General features: G+C 36.1%; 22 protein-coding genes. 6 read left to right on the forward strand and 16 right to left on the reverse strand.

Going from position 1 to position 18,091, the window contains the following annotated elements; genetic code table 11:
- Window positions 1-106: 106 nt before the first annotated feature.
- The 5 genes from ABN763_RS16315 to ABN763_RS16335 all read right to left on the reverse strand — a co-directional run bounded on the left by ABN763_RS16315 (window position 107) and on the right by ABN763_RS16335 (window position 5,000).
- Window positions 107-895 carry a pseudouridine synthase gene (locus ABN763_RS16315; protein ID WP_410486567.1) on the reverse strand — a complete coding sequence of 263 codons (789 nt, stop codon included), beginning with the start codon at window positions 893-895 and terminating at the stop codon, window positions 107-109.
- A gap of 78 nt (window positions 896-973) precedes the next feature.
- A complete protein-coding gene (locus ABN763_RS16320; RefSeq protein WP_410486568.1) occupies window positions 974-1,927 on the reverse strand; it encodes a carbon-nitrogen hydrolase family protein in 954 nt (317 codons plus the stop codon).
- Window positions 1,928-1,948: 21 nt separating this feature from the next.
- Window positions 1,949-2,854: a geranylgeranylglycerol-phosphate geranylgeranyltransferase gene (locus tag ABN763_RS16325; RefSeq protein ID WP_410486569.1), complete on the reverse strand. Its 906-nt coding sequence runs from the start codon at window positions 2,852-2,854 to the stop codon at window positions 1,949-1,951.
- Window positions 2,855-2,867: 13 nt separating this feature from the next.
- Window positions 2,868-3,806, reverse strand: a complete 939-nt coding sequence (locus tag ABN763_RS16330; protein WP_410486570.1) for a mevalonate kinase — start codon at window positions 3,804-3,806, stop codon at window positions 2,868-2,870.
- Window positions 3,807-3,911: 105 nt separating this feature from the next.
- Window positions 3,912-5,000 (reverse strand): diphosphomevalonate/mevalonate 3,5-bisphosphate decarboxylase family protein, encoded by a 1,089-nt coding sequence (locus ABN763_RS16335; RefSeq protein ID WP_410486571.1) that lies wholly within the window; start codon window positions 4,998-5,000, stop codon window positions 3,912-3,914.
- Between the two features lie 189 nt (window positions 5,001-5,189).
- Between ABN763_RS16335 and ABN763_RS16340 the strand changes: the two genes are divergently transcribed.
- Window positions 5,190-5,663: a TspO/MBR family protein gene (locus ABN763_RS16340; protein WP_410486572.1), complete on the forward strand. Its 474-nt coding sequence runs from the start codon at window positions 5,190-5,192 to the stop codon at window positions 5,661-5,663.
- A gap of 68 nt (window positions 5,664-5,731) precedes the next feature.
- Here the strand turns inward: ABN763_RS16340 and ABN763_RS16345 are convergent, their stop codons facing one another.
- Window positions 5,732-7,414 (reverse strand): M1 family aminopeptidase, encoded by a 1,683-nt coding sequence (locus tag ABN763_RS16345; protein WP_410486573.1) that lies wholly within the window; start codon window positions 7,412-7,414, stop codon window positions 5,732-5,734.
- Between the two features lie 145 nt (window positions 7,415-7,559).
- Here ABN763_RS16345 and ABN763_RS16350 point away from each other — a divergent pair, with 145 nt between their 5' ends.
- Complete coding sequence (locus ABN763_RS16350; RefSeq protein ID WP_410486574.1) at window positions 7,560-7,937, forward strand: ester cyclase; 378 nt, start codon at window positions 7,560-7,562, stop codon at window positions 7,935-7,937.
- Here the strand turns inward: ABN763_RS16350 and ABN763_RS16355 are convergent.
- Window positions 7,934-8,464: a DUF1697 domain-containing protein gene (locus ABN763_RS16355; RefSeq protein ID WP_410486575.1), complete on the reverse strand. Its 531-nt coding sequence runs from the start codon at window positions 8,462-8,464 to the stop codon at window positions 7,934-7,936. The genes ABN763_RS16350 and ABN763_RS16355 overlap by 4 nt on opposite strands.
- A 57-nt stretch (window positions 8,465-8,521) precedes the next feature.
- Window positions 8,522-8,992, reverse strand: coding sequence for a DUF6252 family protein (locus ABN763_RS16360; RefSeq protein WP_410486576.1), 471 nt, complete (start codon window positions 8,990-8,992; stop codon window positions 8,522-8,524).
- A gap of 141 nt (window positions 8,993-9,133) precedes the next feature.
- Between ABN763_RS16360 and ABN763_RS16365 the strand changes: the two genes are divergently transcribed.
- The 4 genes from ABN763_RS16365 to ABN763_RS16380 all read left to right on the forward strand — a co-directional run bounded on the left by ABN763_RS16365 (window position 9,134) and on the right by ABN763_RS16380 (window position 11,594).
- Window positions 9,134-9,754: a 30S ribosomal protein S16 gene (locus tag ABN763_RS16365; protein ID WP_410486577.1), complete on the forward strand. Its 621-nt coding sequence runs from the start codon at window positions 9,134-9,136 to the stop codon at window positions 9,752-9,754.
- A 15-nt stretch (window positions 9,755-9,769) separates the two neighbouring features.
- Complete coding sequence (rimM, locus tag ABN763_RS16370; RefSeq protein WP_410486578.1) at window positions 9,770-10,294, forward strand: ribosome maturation factor RimM; 525 nt, start codon at window positions 9,770-9,772, stop codon at window positions 10,292-10,294.
- Window positions 10,295-10,379: 85 nt separating this feature from the next.
- Entirely contained in the window at window positions 10,380-11,090 is a 711-nt protein-coding gene (locus tag ABN763_RS16375) for a tRNA1(Val) (adenine(37)-N6)-methyltransferase (protein WP_410486579.1), read from the forward strand.
- 81 nt (window positions 11,091-11,171) lie between these two features.
- Complete coding sequence (locus tag ABN763_RS16380) at window positions 11,172-11,594, forward strand: secondary thiamine-phosphate synthase enzyme YjbQ (RefSeq protein WP_410486580.1); 423 nt, start codon at window positions 11,172-11,174, stop codon at window positions 11,592-11,594.
- A gap of 71 nt (window positions 11,595-11,665) precedes the next feature.
- Here the strand turns inward: ABN763_RS16380 and ABN763_RS16385 are convergent, their stop codons facing one another.
- The 8 genes from ABN763_RS16385 to ABN763_RS16420 all read right to left on the reverse strand — a co-directional run bounded on the left by ABN763_RS16385 (window position 11,666) and on the right by ABN763_RS16420 (window position 18,083).
- Window positions 11,666-13,288, reverse strand: a complete 1,623-nt coding sequence (locus ABN763_RS16385; RefSeq protein WP_410486581.1) for a hypothetical protein — start codon at window positions 13,286-13,288, stop codon at window positions 11,666-11,668.
- 30 nt (window positions 13,289-13,318) lie between these two features.
- Entirely contained in the window at window positions 13,319-13,837 is a 519-nt protein-coding gene (locus ABN763_RS16390) for a hypothetical protein (protein WP_410486582.1), read from the reverse strand.
- Window positions 13,838-13,904: 67 nt separating this feature from the next.
- Window positions 13,905-14,105: a hypothetical protein gene (locus tag ABN763_RS16395; protein ID WP_410486583.1), complete on the reverse strand. Its 201-nt coding sequence runs from the start codon at window positions 14,103-14,105 to the stop codon at window positions 13,905-13,907.
- Between the two features lie 41 nt (window positions 14,106-14,146).
- Entirely contained in the window at window positions 14,147-14,719 is a 573-nt protein-coding gene (locus ABN763_RS16400; protein ID WP_410486584.1) for a hypothetical protein, read from the reverse strand.
- On the reverse strand, window positions 14,682-15,311 hold the full coding sequence (locus ABN763_RS16405; protein WP_410486585.1) for a response regulator: 630 nt from the start codon (window positions 15,309-15,311) through the stop codon (window positions 14,682-14,684). Before ABN763_RS16405 ends, ABN763_RS16400 begins: the two co-directional genes overlap by 38 nt.
- Window positions 15,312-15,349: 38 nt before the next feature.
- A complete protein-coding gene (locus tag ABN763_RS16410; protein WP_410486586.1) occupies window positions 15,350-17,137 on the reverse strand; it encodes an ATP-binding protein in 1,788 nt (595 codons plus the stop codon).
- Between the two features lie 428 nt (window positions 17,138-17,565).
- Entirely contained in the window at window positions 17,566-17,742 is a 177-nt protein-coding gene (locus ABN763_RS16415; protein ID WP_410486587.1) for a hypothetical protein, read from the reverse strand.
- A 14-nt stretch (window positions 17,743-17,756) separates the two neighbouring features.
- Window positions 17,757-18,083 carry a type IX secretion system membrane protein PorP/SprF gene (locus tag ABN763_RS16420; RefSeq protein WP_410486589.1) on the reverse strand — a complete coding sequence of 109 codons (327 nt, stop codon included), beginning with the start codon at window positions 18,081-18,083 and terminating at the stop codon, window positions 17,757-17,759.
- Window positions 18,084-18,091: the final 8 nt, after the last annotated feature.

Below are 18,091 nucleotides of genomic sequence, written 5' to 3' on the forward strand. Positions count from 1 at the left end.
TGTAAAAGATAAAGAACAGAATCTAAAACTACAAGGGTGTTGTTTTAGTCAATTGAACACACTCATCTCCCCCTTTTTCAAGGAGGAGAGTCTACATCTTTCTAGGTTAAAGCATCCTCAAATTATTCACCTCCTGATCGGTCAAAGCACGATATTTTCCTCGTGGCAGGTCTTTTTTGGTGAGTCCACCGTAAGAAACACGGTCAAGTAATTGAATCTTGTAATCAAAATGATCAAATATTTGATGTACTAGCTCGCCTTTTGCTGTGTATACATGAATACCAATTTCGGTTTGTGGCTTATCATCGATATAAGAAATATCAATAACCGATACTTTTTTTCCCTTTATATTAATTCCTTCTTTAATACTATCAAGATGCTCCCCTTTCAGAGGTTTATCAAGACTTACCTGATAAATTACCCTGATTTTATGATTATTGCTATTCAATTTTTTTGAAAGATCACCATCATTTGTAAGAAGCAATAATCCCATACCCTGCTTTTCTAACTTACCGACCGGAATGGTTTTATCACCTACTGCATTTTTCACCAAATCAAACACCGATTTTGATTCATCCTGTTTTGTAGTTACTAAAAACCCCTTAGGCTTATTTAGCAAAATGTAATGAGGTTTTTCAGGACTAATACGAGCTCCGTCAAAACGAACCTCATCCGTCATCTTTACTTTGTAACCCATTTCGGTAATAACCTGACCGTTTACTGTTACACTCCCTATTTGAATATGCATATCTGCATCACGTCTTGAACAAATACCCGAGTTTGCAATGTATTTGTTTAATCGCATTTCGTTAGGATTTGAAACCGTCTTTTTCTGACCAGCTGGTTTCCCTGAATTTCCTTTTCTATTAGGTCGGTTTCGTCTTTGATTACTCATCCTGAAATTTTTTGCAAAAGTAATGCCATTAAATCAATATCCAATACTTAAATAACCAAATTCCAACACCTTAAAAAATTATTTAAACTTTACAGTAGACTGTCGCTCAGTATTTATCTGTAATTGTGTAACATCAGGACGTGAATAATGCCCAACGGGATCGAAATTTTGGCGTTCCTGATACACTCGGTTAAAATCTAAAGTTTCATAAATAAGCCCTTCCGTTTTCATATCGGGCTCAACAATAAACTCGCCGTCAGGACCTGCAATACAGGATCCTCCGTTAGATAATACCTGAGGTGAATTTTTTAATATTTGGTCTAGATGGGGTGTATCTTCAGGAAAATCTTCCCTGCGCATTAAACTAGATACAGATAGCACATAACTTCTAGATTCTCTTGCTATAAAACGAGTAATATCTTTTGTGTTATGATCACTTCCGGGCCATACTGCTACGTGTAAATTTTCGCCTTGTGCGTACATAGCAGCTCTTGGTAGTGGCATCCAATTCTCCCAGCAGTTTAGCCCTCCAACTGTAAACTGTTTTAAAGGATGCACTTTTAATCCATTACCATCTCCAGGGGCCCAAGTTAAGCGTTCATCATAGGTGGGCTGTAATTTTCTGTGAACCGACTGAATTAACCCATTTTGATCGATATATACCAAAGAACAATAAATACTATGACCACCTCGGTCAGCAGCACGCTCCATCATCCCCAGATAAATGGCAATTGAATATTGTTTCGCGAGCTCACAAACACTATCCAATTCGCCTGCTTCTATTTGGATGGAATTACGAACATAATGCCCATGAATCTCTTTATTGACTTTTTTATCCCATTCGGCACCGCCTGTTAATGCTAACCAATATGGATATCCCGGCAGGTGTGCCTCACCAAAAATCACTAACTCCGCTTGATTATTCGAAGCTTCCACTATATGATCTTTCACTTTTTGAAGGCTTGCTTCTTTATTAAGCCAAACAGGGCTTATTTGTGCTAATGCTACTTTTAAATGGTTTGGTTTACTCATCTTGGGTTTACGTATTTCGAATTATAATATTCTGCTTAGAACAAGATCAATATCTAAAAGCAAAATACTAAACACACCCGATACGATCACGAACTTTAAAATATTATGTAGGATTAAATAATGGCCCCTTGTTTTAGACTTAAAAAGTAATAGTAGAAAAATGAGTAGTAAAATTACACTAGCATAAAAATAATAATGCATTAAGCCAACATCAAAGTATTTAGCTAGCAAAAAAATAGGAATAAGGGTTAAAACCACTAAAAAAGTGATCAATCCCTTAGACATACCTTCTCCAAAAATTACTGGTATGGTCCTGTAATTCTGGGCTAAATCTCCTTTCAAATTTTCTAAGTCTTTGACCAATTCACGCATCGCAATAACCAAAAATAGGAAGGAAGCATGCACGAAGATCACCGTTTCGAAATTCCTGTAATAGATAAATACAGCAAAGAATGGAGTAATGGCTAGTAGCGCAGATGTCAAATTCCCCAAAAACGGGATTTTTTTAAGGCGATGTGAATACCACCAAATGCCAAAAATATAGAGCGCAAAAAACACTACTGCCCTAAACGACACGTAACTAGCAAAAAAAATAGAACCAAAATTGAGCACAAAATAGGTGGTTAACTTTGTTCGCTGACTTACTAATCTGTCTAGCATTGACTTTTTAGGTCGATTGATTAAGTCTTTTTCGGCATCGTAAAAATTATTGATAATGTACCCTCCTGCAATTGCCAATGCGGTAGCAGTGACCAGCATAAAAAGATTAATATCGAATACTACTTGCCCCAAGGGCTTGTCAGGAGCAAGAATATAAATTGATGTAAGGTATTGAGCAAGGGTAATAATAAGAATATTATAACCGCGTACAACAGAAAACAAACTAACAAACTTTAAAATTATTAGCTTATTCCTGCGAGAAAACATGTTAGTAGATTAACTAGAAGTTGTAAACTACTTCTAATTTATGGTCTTTAAGTGCAGTTTTTGCTTTTTCAATATCTTCAGTAAAACCAAGAATATAGCCCCCGCCACCCGAACCACATAATTTTAAGTAGTAGTCGTTGGTTTCAATTCCTTTTTTCCATAAAGCATGAAATTGCTTAGGAATCATTGGCTTGAAATTATCAAATACAATATTTGAAAGATGTTTTATGTTTCCAAAAAGTGACTTGAAGTCACCAGCAAGAAAATCTTCAACACAAGAATCGGTATATTTTACAAACTTGTCTCTTAGCATATTCCTGAAACCTTCCTGTTTCATGCGCTCCATAAACAAGTTGACCATGGGTGCTGTTTCACCCACAATACCACTATCTAATAAAAACACTGCCCCTTTTCCTTCAGTATTTTGTGATGGAATTCCTGTAGGTTCAATATTATCCTTAGAATTAATTAATATAGGAAGACTTAAATAACTGTTTAAAGGATCTAAACCAGATGACTTACCATGAAAGAACGATTCCATACCAGCAAAAATTCCTTTTAATTTAAGAAGCTTTTCACGTGTTAGATTTTCTAAAACGGTAATTTTATCATTCGCATATTTATCATAAATAGCCGCCACTAATGCACCACTACTACCTACTCCGTATCCTTGGGGTATACTACTATCAAAGTACATTCCTGAACCGACATCTTTCTTTAAACGGTCAATATCAAAAGAAACCATTGTAGGGTTATCCGATTCTAATTGCTCTAAATATTCAGCAAAGGAAATAAGGCTTTGATTGGATTTGGCCGCTTCATCAGTCAGTTCTTCATCCCATTTCAAAGCACCTTTAAAAAAATTATAAGGTATTGAAAGGCCTTTAGAATCTTTGATAATTCCATACTCTCCGAAAAGAAGAATTTTTGAGTAAAATAGGGGTCCTTTCATATTACTTTTTGACTTTCGAAACTTAGTTTGTTGTTGACTTAAAGGTATAAAATAATTTTTGTTTAACCATGATTGTTTAAAAGTAAACAAAAATGTTAAAAGTAATTAGCTTTTAACTTTTAATTGACTTGCACCTTTACCTATACGGTCGCAAATATAGTGCCCATTTTGGCAGTATTCAACCAATTGATCCTTAATAAACTGAAAAATTCTCACGGAATCGTTTTCGGGATATAAAATATGTACATTTGCTCCAGCATCTAGGGTAAAACCAACTGGCAATCCCGTTTCGTTTCTAAAATTCCAAATTTTATTTATAACCTTTAGGGTATTCGGTTTCATGAGTATGAAATAAGGACTAGATGTCATCATCATTCCATGTAGAGTCAAGGCCTCGCTTTCCATTATCTTTATAAAACCTTCAATATCGCCTTCTTTTAAAACGGCTTGCAGTTTACTTAAATTTTCATGCGCTTGTAAAAATCGGTTTTTGGCAAACGGATGTCCATGCATTAAATTATGCCCCACTGTACTACTTACTTGCTTTTCACCTTTATCAATTAACAGAATGGTGTCGTGGTAGTTTTTAAAATTTGGATGAACCTCATCAGGATACTGAATCCCATAAAAGTCATTGCTCCCTTTAATGTTATCATGTTCTCCCCAAACAATAAGGTCGCCTTCAATACTTCTGCAAGCACTACCCGAGCCCAATCGCGCCAAAAAAGATGCTTTTTTCTTAAAAAAATCATCCTGCATAGAATCAACCAATTCACTCTCAATGCTCATCAAACAAAGCGCAAGTGCACTCATGCCACTCGCTGATGAAGCGATACCGCTACTATGAGGAAAAGTATTTTCTGTTTCTATTTTAAAATGAAAGTCGCGCACAAAAGGACAATACTGCTCAATTCGTTCAAAAAACTTAGCAATTTTAGGCTTAAAGGCTTCATTTTTTTCACCTTCGAAATACACATCAAATGATAGTGAGTTGCCCGGATATATTTTTGGTGAATAATGCATTATCGTCTTGGTACGACATGCATCTAACGTAAAACTTATCGACGGATTCTCGGGAAGTTGCGGATCACGCTTACCCCAGTATTTTACCAGTGCTATGTTACTAGGCGATTGCCAACCAACGGCTCCACTTTCTACTTGCTTACTGTAGGCGGAAGGAATAAATTCTTTCAAAAAAAAGGTATTTGTACAAAGGTAAAACTTTTAGCTGCATACCATATTATCGCAAATTCAAATTAATTTTTATTTTAGTAGCAAACTACTTCATGGCAAATTCATAAAACACTGATTTGAGTTTAATTTTTGTTTTTATGGCTAGCCTAGAAATATGTAAATCTCGATTAACGAGTAACTACCAGCCACATGAAAGACCAAGTTGTCAAAATTTGCATTGCAGTATCGGTTTGCCTACTCATTGGTTTCATGTCGGGCTTCGCAACACAATCTTCAATCTCAGACTGGTATGTAGGTTTGAATAAACCGAGTTTTAATCCGCCAAATGAGGTTTTTGCCCCGGTATGGGCAATTCTTTATGTATTAATGGGTATTGCCGCCGGTTTAGTATGGCACCGTGGATTTTATCATAAATGGGTGAAAACTGCTTTGTATCATTTCGGATTTCAATTATTATTGAATGGGATGTGGAGCATTACTTTTTTCGGACTTCGTAAAATTTCTTGGGGGTTATTAGTCATCATTGTGCTAAACCTAATGATTATTCTTACCATTCGTTGGTTTAAAGTAGTGGACAAGCGAGCTTCTTATCTAATGTACCCATATCTTCTCTGGGTGCTTTTTGCCACTATACTAAACTTCAGCATCTGGAGATTGAATTAACATTTTTTATCCCATTAAATTCTTTTGGATAATATGTCGAAATGTACTTCTCTTTTTTTACTAGCTAGTTAGACTTTAAGCCTTTTAAGGTTATCATTAGAAATCGTTATTTGAGGTAGATTCATTTTTTTTGAAGGATAAAAAGAGAATTCCAACTCTTTTCCTTCTCTTCTAACTGTTAGATTTGCCTCTATATTAGGATCACTATACATATCGATGCCTATAATTTTGTCCCCTACCCTCAAACCAGCTTTGTAGGCATTAGCCTGGTCATCTACTGTTTCTACGATTCTAGTATCCTGATTTGCTGTATAACCACGTGTAAAGACTTGCGCATTGGAATCATACTGAAATCCTAAGTGGTTCATCATAGCAGGAAGATTGTATGGCACTCCGTCTATAATATGACGGTTAAAAAAAGAAGTAATATCTGCTTTCAAATAGTTATTAGCTTTTGAAGTAAAGTATTCAGCATTCATTAACTGATCTGCCTTTTTTGCGTCTTTCAAAAAATCGAGCATTAAATCATCTAAGCTATGCTTACCATCTGAATCCTTCTGAATTAAGAAGTCGAGATAGAAGGCAAAAATGGCGCCTCGATGATATGGTAATTTTTCAAAATCCCTGCTTGCCCAAAAATTCTTATAGGTAATAGCACTATTAGGTTCGCTAACCACTGGAGAAGTCATAAGTCGTTTAAAAGTTTGATTTAATTCACCAAAAAAATCTGACTTTTCATGTCCGCCTATTTCATTATAACAACTGTTTTTATAGGTGTAATATTCGGTAAAGCCTTCGCTAAACCAATATTGCTGTTCTTCATTTTCGTTCCGAATTGTATGCCCTATCCAATTATGCATTAGTTCGTGGTTGAATAACCATGCCAGTCTTTTTATATCTAAAAACTCATTATTGGAAGCTGAGGCTGCAAAAGAATTTACAAGACCTGTCCCTTGTAAAGACGATCCATTTTCTCGTTCAGTTGGAATTAAATTAACAGTAAAATATGATTGACTGTGATCGTTCCAAAATTCGCGTTGAGAGCGAATCGTCTTCTTCAGTACATTCAATACTTCTTCATCAGTGATCTTTTTCCAATCGCCCCTAGTAGAAAAATAAATGTCATTTTCTTTAACACTAAAATCATGTACCCTAAAATCGCCTCCAGCAAAAAAAGCCTGTCCCATTTCATCAAAATTGGTCAAGATTTGTTGCTCTTTTTCGTTGCTTCCAAAGCTGTTATGAACCATAAAACCCTCAGGAAAGTCCCAACTGATATTTAGTATGAATGTTTCTTTGGGCTGATCTCCTAAATATTCTGGTAAAATAAATAAAGAATGTGCAAATGTTTGAAAATAAGTTGGTTGAACAATCGGCCTATACGTTTTCTTAGAAGTTAAGGGTAGCTCTGAGTCCTGTTTTAATTGGTAGGTAATTTTTAGAATATCTAGGTCTTTTGAATGGGTGATCTCAATACGATTACTATCGCTATTTTGAACAACCTCTCCTTTGGTATCGACAAGTTTAAAATCATCAATGCAGTTAAAAAGGTTTTGCTCTCCCCAAGCTTCATTATTAAAAAATAAGTTTGTTTTCCCCGAAGGATCCGTTTTAAACTGCATCTTGATAACCAATGCAGATAGCTTTTTAGCATTTGGGCGTACCGTGATCTCAACTGTAGGATGTGAAGTTTTGGTAGCACATGCAAATACAATAGCGCTCAATAGTGGGATTAATAGTATTTTTTTCATTTCTTGATTGATTGATGCTATAAAGACGAAATAGAATTACAGATGTTGCATAATTAATTCCTCCACTGGATTTTATACTAATTTAGCCACAAAACATTTGTATTGCCCTACACAATAAGGGTAGTACTTGTTTAAAAAATATCATATGAATCTCGAGCAAAACAAAAAAAACGCCATAGATTTTTATAAAATGGCTTATGAAGGCAATCCGAAAAAAGCAATTGAGCTATATATAGGGCAGGAATATATCCAACATAATCCTGATGTTGCAGATAGTACCCAAGGTTTTATTGAATATTTTGAACGTATGCAACAAGAGTATCCTGATAAATCGATTGAATTTGTTCGCTGTATTGCTGAAGGGAATTTGGTTGCACTACATACGCATCAAACCTGGCCGGGAAATGATCAATACGTGACCATGGACTTTTTCCGATTTGATGATCATGGGAAAATATGTGAACATTGGGATGCCATTCAACAAATTCCAGAAAAGTCAGCTAACCCAAATACCATGTATTAAGCTGAAAGCTCAATGAGCTTTACCATTGTTCTATAATTTCGTGTGGTTGCAGCCACTTTTAGTTTTCTTTCAAAAAGGTTATTGCTAAATTTTGCCTTACCATAACCTATTTCACAAAAACCATAAACACATTCCGGCGTAACGAAAATTTCTTCTTTTTCATAATGTAAGTTGGATACTTCTTGAATTAACTCAGGTTTTGGTCTAGAATGTAAAATAGTAAAGTAGCTTTTTGTCAGTTTTTCACCCTTAAATGGGCTTTTCCTTAAAATTGTTTCTAATTGTTGTTTTGTTCTTACCAGCACAGGAACTTCAAAACCATAACGAGATAGAATACACTGTTTAATTTTCCATGCCAATTCATCGGGTTTAATATCTCTAGTATTGAACACTATATTTCCGCTTTGGATATAGGTTTTTACATTATTTAATCCATTTTCTTCTAGAATAGATCGTAAATCGGCCATTAAGATTTTCTTTTGACCGCTAACATTAATTCCTCTTAATAATGCGACGTAGGTTTTCATGATTCGTTTAACTAAAAAAACCTCCACTGTTGGAGGCTTTAAATTAGCATTATATTTTTAAGGCATTGGATCTGGTGCCGGTGGCGTACCCATAATAGGTACACGGTAAAAAATACCATCTTGCACATTTACTGATCCATCTTCATTGTTTGCAGTAAACTTAAAAACGCCTGAAATAAAGCCCTCTTCGGTGTTATATTCGGAAATCGTCACATTCCCAGTATTCCCAGTTTCTCCAGTAAAGAAACTAACTTCCCCCTCAATTGAATATGTTCCAGTGTTTCTCAGATTTTGTCCCAGATCGTAGATACCGGTATTTAAATCAACTATTTGAAGCGTTATTTTCTCAACGGTCATGGAGCCTTCCAATATCCATACATCATCTTCTCCAGGTTGTACGCTTAATTCTGTCGCTCTAAAAAACTCCCCATCAATAGTACCCTGAAACGCAGGTGTGTTGTCGTCAATATCATCTTCGCAGCTTACCATAGCGCAAAGAAGTACGAATAAGAATAATACTTTTTTCATTTGGTTAACTTAGATTTGGATTCTAAACACCAAATATAACGTAAAAAAGCAGGTTTTATTTGGCTCAATACTAATAAATTTAGGTATCTTTGCGCCCTTAATTAATAACAGGGGTCGAGTACCCCACAAATTAATAGCAATATGCCTGTTAAAATTAGATTACAAAGACACGGTAAAAAGGGAAAACCTTTTTACTGGATCGTAGCTGCTGATGCACGTGCTAAAAGAGATGGTCGCTTTTTAGAAAAATTAGGAATCTATAATCCTAATACTAATCCTGCAACCATTGACATTAACGTCGATAATTCAGTAAAATGGCTAGAAAATGGTGCGCAACCTACTGATACTGCAAGAGCAATCTTGTCATACAAAGGGGTAATGCTTAAAAAACATTTAGCCGGTGGTGTTAAAAAGGGCGCTTTAACTGAAGAGCAAGCCGAGGAGAAATTCAACGCATGGTTGGCAGAAAAAGAAGCAAAAATCAACGCCAAAAAAGACGGATTGACCAAAGCAAAAGAGGAGGCGAAAGCTGCTGCACTAGCTGCGGAAAAAGAAGTTAATGAAAAGCGCAATGCGGTTGCAGTAGAAGAAGCTGCTGAAGAAGTTGCAGAAGAGACGACAGAAGCGGTAGCAGAGGAAACTGCAGCTGTTGAAGAAGCACCTGTAACTGAAGAGGCTCCTGCAGAGGAAGCTCCGGTTGAGGAAGCTGCTCCAGAAGCGGAAGCAAGCGCAGAAGAAACAAAAGAAGAAGCGGCTGAGTAATTATATAACGATGAAATGAGAAAAGAAGATTGCTTCTACCTCGGTACCATCGTTTCAAAATTCAGTTTTAAAGGCGAACTGCTGATCAAACTTGATACAGACGAGCCTGAAGCTTACGAAAAATTGGAATCAGTTTTTATTGCCCTTGGCAATAATCTGGTTCCTTTTTTTATTGAACGATCTTCACTGCAAAAAAGCAGTTTACTCCGAGTAAAATTTGAGGATGTTAATGATGAGGCAGACGCCGAGTCGCTATTAAAATCTGATCTGTATCTACCACTTGAGTTCCTACCGAAATTAGAAGGAAATCAGTTTTACTTTCACGAGATTATTGGATTTGCAATTGAAGACAAACAATTCGGCAAGGTCGGAATCATCTCAGGTGTTAACGATGCTTCATCTCAAGCCTTGTTTGAAATTGATCGACAGGGGACCGAAATTCTTATCCCAATAAACGACGATTTTATTATCGAAGTAAATCGAGAAACCAAGATTATAAAGGTTGACGTTCCTGAGGGATTGATCGAGCTTTACCTGTAATCGTCATTCCCATGAAAATGGGAAGCTTTGACTAATTTGCAACTACATTGAAAAAGATTCCTGCATACGCAGGAATGACAGTATTATGAAGCCATTTCAGTTTAAACAATTTACCATCAACCAAGATCGCTGTGCGATGAAAATCGGCACTGATGGGGTTTTATTAGGTGCTTGGGTTGGAATTGAACATAATCCTTTTTCAGTTTTGGATATTGGTGCAGGAACCGGGCTCTTAAGTTTGATGTTAGCACAACGATGCAATGCCGAAGTAATTGAAGCCATAGAAATTGATGCAGATGCCTATGAGCAATGCACAGAAAATTTTGAAGCTTCACCATGGAATGATCGTCTATTCTGTTACCACGCCGGATTATTAGAATTTGCACAAGAAGTAGATGATGAATACGACTTGATTATTAGTAACCCCCCCTTCTACAAACCAACAGAAAGCACTACAGAAAAAGCACGAGCGATTGCACGTTTTCAGGATGCCATGCCCTTTGAACATCTTATTGCATGTACCGCAAAGTTATTATCTAAAACAGGAAAATTTGCTGTCATTATTCCGTTTGAGGAGGAAGCAGGCTTCATCAAAATGTCTACAAGCTATGGCCTATTTCCGGAATGGATCACTAAAATTAAGGGCACAAAAGAATCGCCTATTAAAAGAAGCTTATTGCAGTTTTCAAAAACGATGTCTTCTACTCAAAAAAATGAGTTGATCATTGAAAAAGGTAGACACGATTATACGGATGATTATATCAACTTAACCAAGGAATTTTATTTAAAAATGTAAGTTCTGAATCTCAGAATTTAAATCGTTCCGCTAATAGGGCATGGAAGAAAGATTTATTTTTGGACTATCAAATTGTTTTCCATGCAATCTTTTCAGAAAGAAATTACCTTAGCTGCTTTTCCCAGGGGCTTTCATTTAATTACTGATTTCGTTTTAGATGCGATTCCCGAATTAAGAAATATTAAGATTGGAGTGCTTCAAGTTTTTATTAAACACACCTCCGCCAGTTTAACCATTAATGAAAATGCAGATCCTACCGTAAGACAAGATTTTGAGAGTCATATGAATCAAATGGTTCCGGAAAATGCCCCTTATTATATTCACACCTATGAAGGACCGGACGATATGCCAGCTCACATTAAGGCTTCATTAATGGGTAGTAGTGTTCAAATACCCATCACGAATGGTCGTCTCAACTTAGGTACGTGGCAGGGCATTTATTTGTGTGAACATCGGGATCGGGGAGGAAGACGTAAGCTAGTCTTAACAGTCTTTGGACATTAAAAAAGGAAGCGAGTAAGACCCCACCTCCTTTCTGACTAATTACCAAATACTATTACACAACATTTTATTAGTTATCTTATTTTACTACATAAAACTCTGGTACGCTCACCGCTAGCATGATATTGGGGTTTCGTCCATCCGTCTCCTGACGGAAATGCTACAAAGTCATACTGATGGTAGAAGCAATAACCATCCGGATGCTTGGCCACCATAAACGCCCCTATGATTCGCTGTTTTTTACCTCCTGGAAGGATTTCCTCCATCCACTCAGTGCTTATGACAGCCTTTACAAAGGTTTCCCGCCATCCTTTATCGTTCATATGAGATAAGAGTTGTGCTTCTAAAGCTGGGTCTCTTCGAATGGGTTGTGGTATCTCGTTGTCCTCAATGTATTTATCGATCAAACGGTTCTCGATTTCCCTATAATAGTCCGGGCCTTCCCCATAACTCAAATCTATCTCAAATTTTCCCTCAAATTTTTGAATGAATCCACTTCTGTCACCTGTATTAAAATGAAGGCTAATAGGAAGGTTGCGTTTAGATTTCGCTTGTAACCCCCTTACAAAGATCACCGGACTATAGTTCTTCCGCTTGATATATTCGTATCGAGGGTCTTTAAGTATTGAAGGGCTTTCCGGAATAAGTATAAATTGAATGTATGTATCCTTTAAATGATTAACGCTTACCGATATTGATCTTAAAAAAGCAAAAGAGGTTTCCCACTTTTCATTGTGTGCGGGTCGTGCATTGTCACTGAAATTCATACTAAAACCTGTTGCACCAATCTTATTGAATGCATCATCTCCGATCATGGTGCCTATGGTCCTACCCAAGTATACGGTGCCATAAATAGCATCACCAGTCTTAAACTTTGTGGTAATGTCTGACTCCTTTTCGGAACCGATTTTCAATGGTTTTTTAGAAAATACGATTTCTCCTAAATGTTTTTTATGAAATTCACTGGTGTACACACTTTCCAAGGTGCTTTCGGCATTCTGAATAGATCTATCAGCGGTGGCTACTACATCTCGCATATTGGGATTGTCAGGTCCTGTAAACCTAAAAATAGCTTCTGCTTCCGCTTTTACAACTCTTGCTTTTTGCAAAGTAACTACGGGATTTCTAACATCCCCACGGCCGGTAGCACGGTCCAAACGTTTCAAAAAGGCGTTAGGCAAATCTATAGCCCTTATAAAATTCACATAGTCATTGATAGCCTTTTCAGTTTCTTTATCGGTACTATCCAAGGTATTTTTTGCCTTGCGTTCTGCCAGTATTTCTTTTACATATTCCAAATCAAAATCTTGAGCATCTTTCAGAAGTTTTGAATTAAAAAACATCGCATCAATATTGACGACATGACTTTCATCGTAATACCGCAAAATACGTTTTCTCATAAGTCGCCAAGATTCGTAATCAAAGGTATTGGCTTCGAAAGCGGTAACAATTTTATCGGCAGTACTTGTATCGAAACTAGGATCCAGCTTTTTAATTTTATCTAGCTTTTTCTTTGCCATAACGATATCGGTAGTACCGCCATTATTTTTAATTTTTTCGGCAACCGTTAAGGTTTTTAATACTCGTTCGTAATCCCGCTGAATTTTTGCTTTCATGATATCGCTTGTTTGAGATTTCAGTTGCGTTTGTAGTCCCAGGCCTGTTAAAAGACACAGAAAAATGAGAGTTTGTTTCATAGTAGTTTTTTTGGGATAGGCTATTGTTTATTAGGATACATATAAGTTGTGAATCATTGCATTTATAAAATAATAGGCCCTATTATGACCATTAAGTTTTTTAAACTCCTTTTGATCTCCCCAAAGTACTTTAGCCTCACCATGAATCGTTGTAATATCTAAGCCTGGTGAGTACAATCTAGCCACTTCCTTATCTATTAGAAATACGGTATCCTGTTGTCCACCTAAAATGGATTTATTCCTTTTTTGAACATATTCTATTACCCCTTTTGACGGCTCATTAGATGTGATCAACACACTATTAACATTCGGTATAGTTAATCGTAAAGACCTGGGTAGTTTAAAGTCTTGATTTGCCGTTTTAATGGATCGTTCATGAAAGGAATGTATTGCTTGAACATCGATGAAGTCTACTTCTTTTAAAAAGTAGAAATCAACAAATTTTAGTAAGAGTGCGTTTCTACCTTTTCGTTTGGTCCAGAAAAAGCGATCGTTTACAACGGTAATTTCGAAGCCCTCATTCTGAAAAAATATCATTTCTTTTTTCATAATAGTACCAGATAGCGGGTCGTTTACAAACCCATGTAAACGACCTTGAGCTTTCCTACTTAATGATTCAAACGGCCTCTTGAATTTCCCGACGGATGTCGTTTCCTGTGTCCACTTGAGATTGTTTTGCAAACTCACCTTCTTCCATGCCTTCCCCTACTTCAGCAGGAGCAGCTGTATTTACTGATAAAAATGCATAGAGTAGTACTAAAAAAGTTTCCATTATAATTGGTTTTAATTTTATAGGATCAAATATAGCTTGCTCCAAAGGTGGCAGTACTACCTGAAACGGGTAGTGGCAACTGGGTTTTAATTTAAGATATGAAGCGCTTCTTTAACCTTAGAGTTTCTTGGAGAATTGGTTGTTTTTCGAGTGATGTCGAATGCTCCGCCCCACAATACATTTGGTTTCGAAATCACTTTTTTCATGATCTGAACCATTTCGGGATATGGAATTAACTTAAAACTTTCATTACTTCCAATCCATCGGATATCACTGCAACTTGCCGGCACTTTAAGGTTGCCATCAGTAAGTGTAGCGGTGTAATATTGCATTAAGGTTGGGTTTGGTCTGTTATCGTAATGAAAAGTTATTAATGCATTGAGCTTGATATTATCAACTCTTATCCCGTGTTTTAGTGCCATGGCACTAACAAACTCTTTAACTGTGCGTTCTCCACTATATTTTTTTCCAGGTATTTCCCAAGCACCATCCCACTCCACCAACATAATTTCATTTTCATGATTGGTTACGAGTAGTTTGAAGAAAGAATAATTGGCAACTTTTTGAGATGAACAGCTAAAAGTGATTGCAATCAGTAATAACACCAAATACCGTTTCACATTAGATGAGTTTTCTTTTCGAAGCTGCTTTGATCGCATCTTCTTTTGTATGTACCTGGAGCTTATCATAAATATTCTTGATATGATATTTTATAGTATTTGGACTAATATCAAGATCCATAGCTATAGATTTATAACTACTGCCCTTTGATAACATAGTTAACACCTGCGTTTCTCTTTCTGTTAAAATGGTATCTGGTGCTTTCTGGAATGACTGCACGACCATTTTGGCAATATTAATGCTCATAGGCGCTCCACCTGAAACCGATTCTTTTAACGCTTTAAGTAACTTTTCTGATGTTGCGTTTTTTGTAAGGTATCCAGTAGCCCCAGCACATAACGCCTCAAAAACTGTTTTTGAGTTTTCATATACTGTTACGATTATTACGAGGGCGTTTGGCAATACTTTCTTAATTTCTTTTGTCCCCTGAATTCCATTTATTCCTGGTAGTTCAATATCCATTAAAACAATATCCGGCAAATCACTTTTAAGAAAAGTAAGTGCATCTTCAACATTTAAATACGATCCGGTAACCTTAAAATCATCAGAACCATTAACCACCTCTCTAAAAATATCATTAAGAGGTTCATTGTCTTCAATTATTACCACTCGATTTATCTTGGCCATCATTTTCAAAAATAGAAGAATAATTAATGGATAGTACCACCTTATTTGGGTAGGATCGCTTCAAAGTTAACCGATGTGCCATTAGCATTTGAATCAATAGATAAACAACCTTTTATCCTTTTTGCACGCATGCGCATATTTAACAATCCGTTTTGCCTTTTAAGTTGATCTTCTTTAAAACCAATACCATTATCTTCAAAAGCAATATGCAATTGACTACCTTTAAAATTAATAGACAATTTAGATTTGGTTGCCTTTGAATACTTCGCTGTATTGGTCATCGCCTCCTTAAAAATGAGTATAATCTGCCTATTCCAATAATGGGGTAACTTCATATTCCGATCAATAGCTTTGTGTACAAAAAAATCAATATCAAGTGGCTGAAAAAATTCCTCCCCAAAATCGGACAAATATGTAAACAACTCTTCGATGTAGTCGTTTTTTGACTTAAGGGAAAACATAAAGTCACGGGTCCCTCTGTATAAAATATCCGAGTCTTTTCTAATATTTTTTAAAGCTGTAATAATCTCATTTTTTTCTTTTGATGCGGCAGACGAAATCATTAAATCAGACAAAGCAGTTATTCGAGCTAGTTTATTCCCCATATCATCGTGAAAATCTTTAGCAATGTTATCTCTGACCAATTCCAATTCCCTTTCGGCAGTTTCTTTTAGCAACATAGATCTTTTTAAAGCGAGATTGTTGTTTTTAAACTTTCGAAGTTGGTATAACACCATAGCGCCTAAAACCACGAGAAAAACTAATGAACCAATAAGAATATAATTATTCTTTCTAGCTATTGTTAAGTCTTTTCTAGAGGCTTCTTCTTTTAATTTTAAGTTTTCATTTTCTTTTTTCTCTGTTTCATACTTCGCTTCTAGATCAAGAATAGTTTGTTGCTGCTCTTTTACAAAAAGACTATCCTTATAGTTCTTTGACTTTTTTAGATAATAAAGTGCTTTTTTGTTTCTGCCAAGTGCTTCATAGATTTTACTGATATGTTCATATATACTTGGTAAATTAAAAACAACGCCTTCTTTTGACAGTATATCTAAACATAATTCAGCTTTTTCCAAAGCCAGTTTAGGTTTTTTCTTTTCTAATAAAGCAACAGATTCACGATAATAAACCTTTTCTAAAACATCTGTTGCTAAAAACTTTGTGTATCTTCTATTAATAGTATCACTATAAGCAAGCACTTGATCATAGTTTTTTAACTTATTGGAATACTCTGACATGATCATATAATATTTACCAATACCCGTTGAATCCTTGTATTTCGATGCAATGTTGTAAGAACGATTCGCATACTTTAGCAAGCTATCCTTTTCTCCAAGGTTACCATAGACAAAGGCGATGTTACCCAGAAGTGCAGCATGCCAACTAGGGTACTTTTTTTCTGAGCAAAAAGAAAGCGCTTGTTTTTTGTAGGTAATTGCCTTTTTCACATCTCTAGTCGACATAAAAACAATGCTCATTTCGTTATATAACTTGATTAAAGCGGTAGAATCTTTTGCTTTTTCTAAAAGTTCTCCTGCAATATTCCAATACAACATTGCTTTATCAAAACCTTTATTTTCATAGTGATACGATCCTTTTAAATAGTTAATTAGAGCAACCAGAGAGTCATTTTTTTCCGGAACAATATAGTTTTGCTCAAGGCTATCAATTAAGGTCATCCAATTAGATACATCTTCTACTGACTTACCTTTCAAAATAGTATCATGAATGGCACGAAATTTTTGAAGCTTTTCTTTTGAATTTAAATTTTGAGCACGAACGCTAATGCTACTTAACGTCATTAGTAATAAAAGTCCTATTATTCGCATTAGTCCAGTGAGGTGTAAATGACGAAAGTAGGTAAATTTATATTTCAAGGCATACACAGCCTACCCATTTTGGGTAGTACAACTTATTTAAAACAAAAGCAGCATAGGGGTTATATGCTGCTTTTCACTACTAATCTAAAAACTCAATTAATCAATCAAAATTTGCACTGAGTCCTAGCTCCGCAAGAATGTTATGGTGTATGTAAGTATCCTAATACACCGGTTTCTATTAGTACTACCAATGCACCGATGCATATCAAACAGATCAGCAAGAATACTAATGGTGCTTTGTAGTTGTTACCTCTAGAATAGGGCATTTCCAAAAGTGTAAATGATGTATCCGGTCCAATACACCAAAGCAAGGACAGTCGCCATGATTAACAGTATTGATATTGCGTCAATCAAATTATACTGGAATCTGTTTTTATTCATATTTCGATACAGCTTTTAGCACTTTGATTGTGATTTATCTTTTTGTTGAATCTTTCAAGTTTGATATAGAATTTGATACGATGGTCTTCAGTAGGTTCTCCCTTGTCAAGAACCATCTTTCTAACGGTATCATTTTTAATGCACTCTTGAAAATGAGCATATGAGATTTCCATGATTACAGGTTTTGTTACAAATTAAACCTCAATAACACCTCATGTGATCCTCTGCTGTAGTCTCCGATGTTGGTGGTTGATCGGTCATATGCATACCCAAAAGCCATCCAGTCTGCCATCTTCACAAAGGCCAGCCCACTCACTGATTCATTCAGTCTGTAGTTCAGTCCTAACTCCACCCGCTTGTAGATATCAAAGGTCCCTGTCAGATCGATCGTCGTCGGACTCCCCGATACCAGTCGCACCATCGTCGAGGGAGTGAACTGTAGGTTCTCGTTTATTTGTAGATGATAACCTCCCCCTGCAAAGAAGTGCAGCTCATCAGTGGCCTCTGTAGCAATACCCGCCT

The sequence above is a fragment of the Spongiivirga sp. MCCC 1A20706 genome (assembly GCF_046524175.1).
GTDB lineage: Bacteria > Bacteroidota > Bacteroidia > Flavobacteriales > Flavobacteriaceae > Spongiivirga.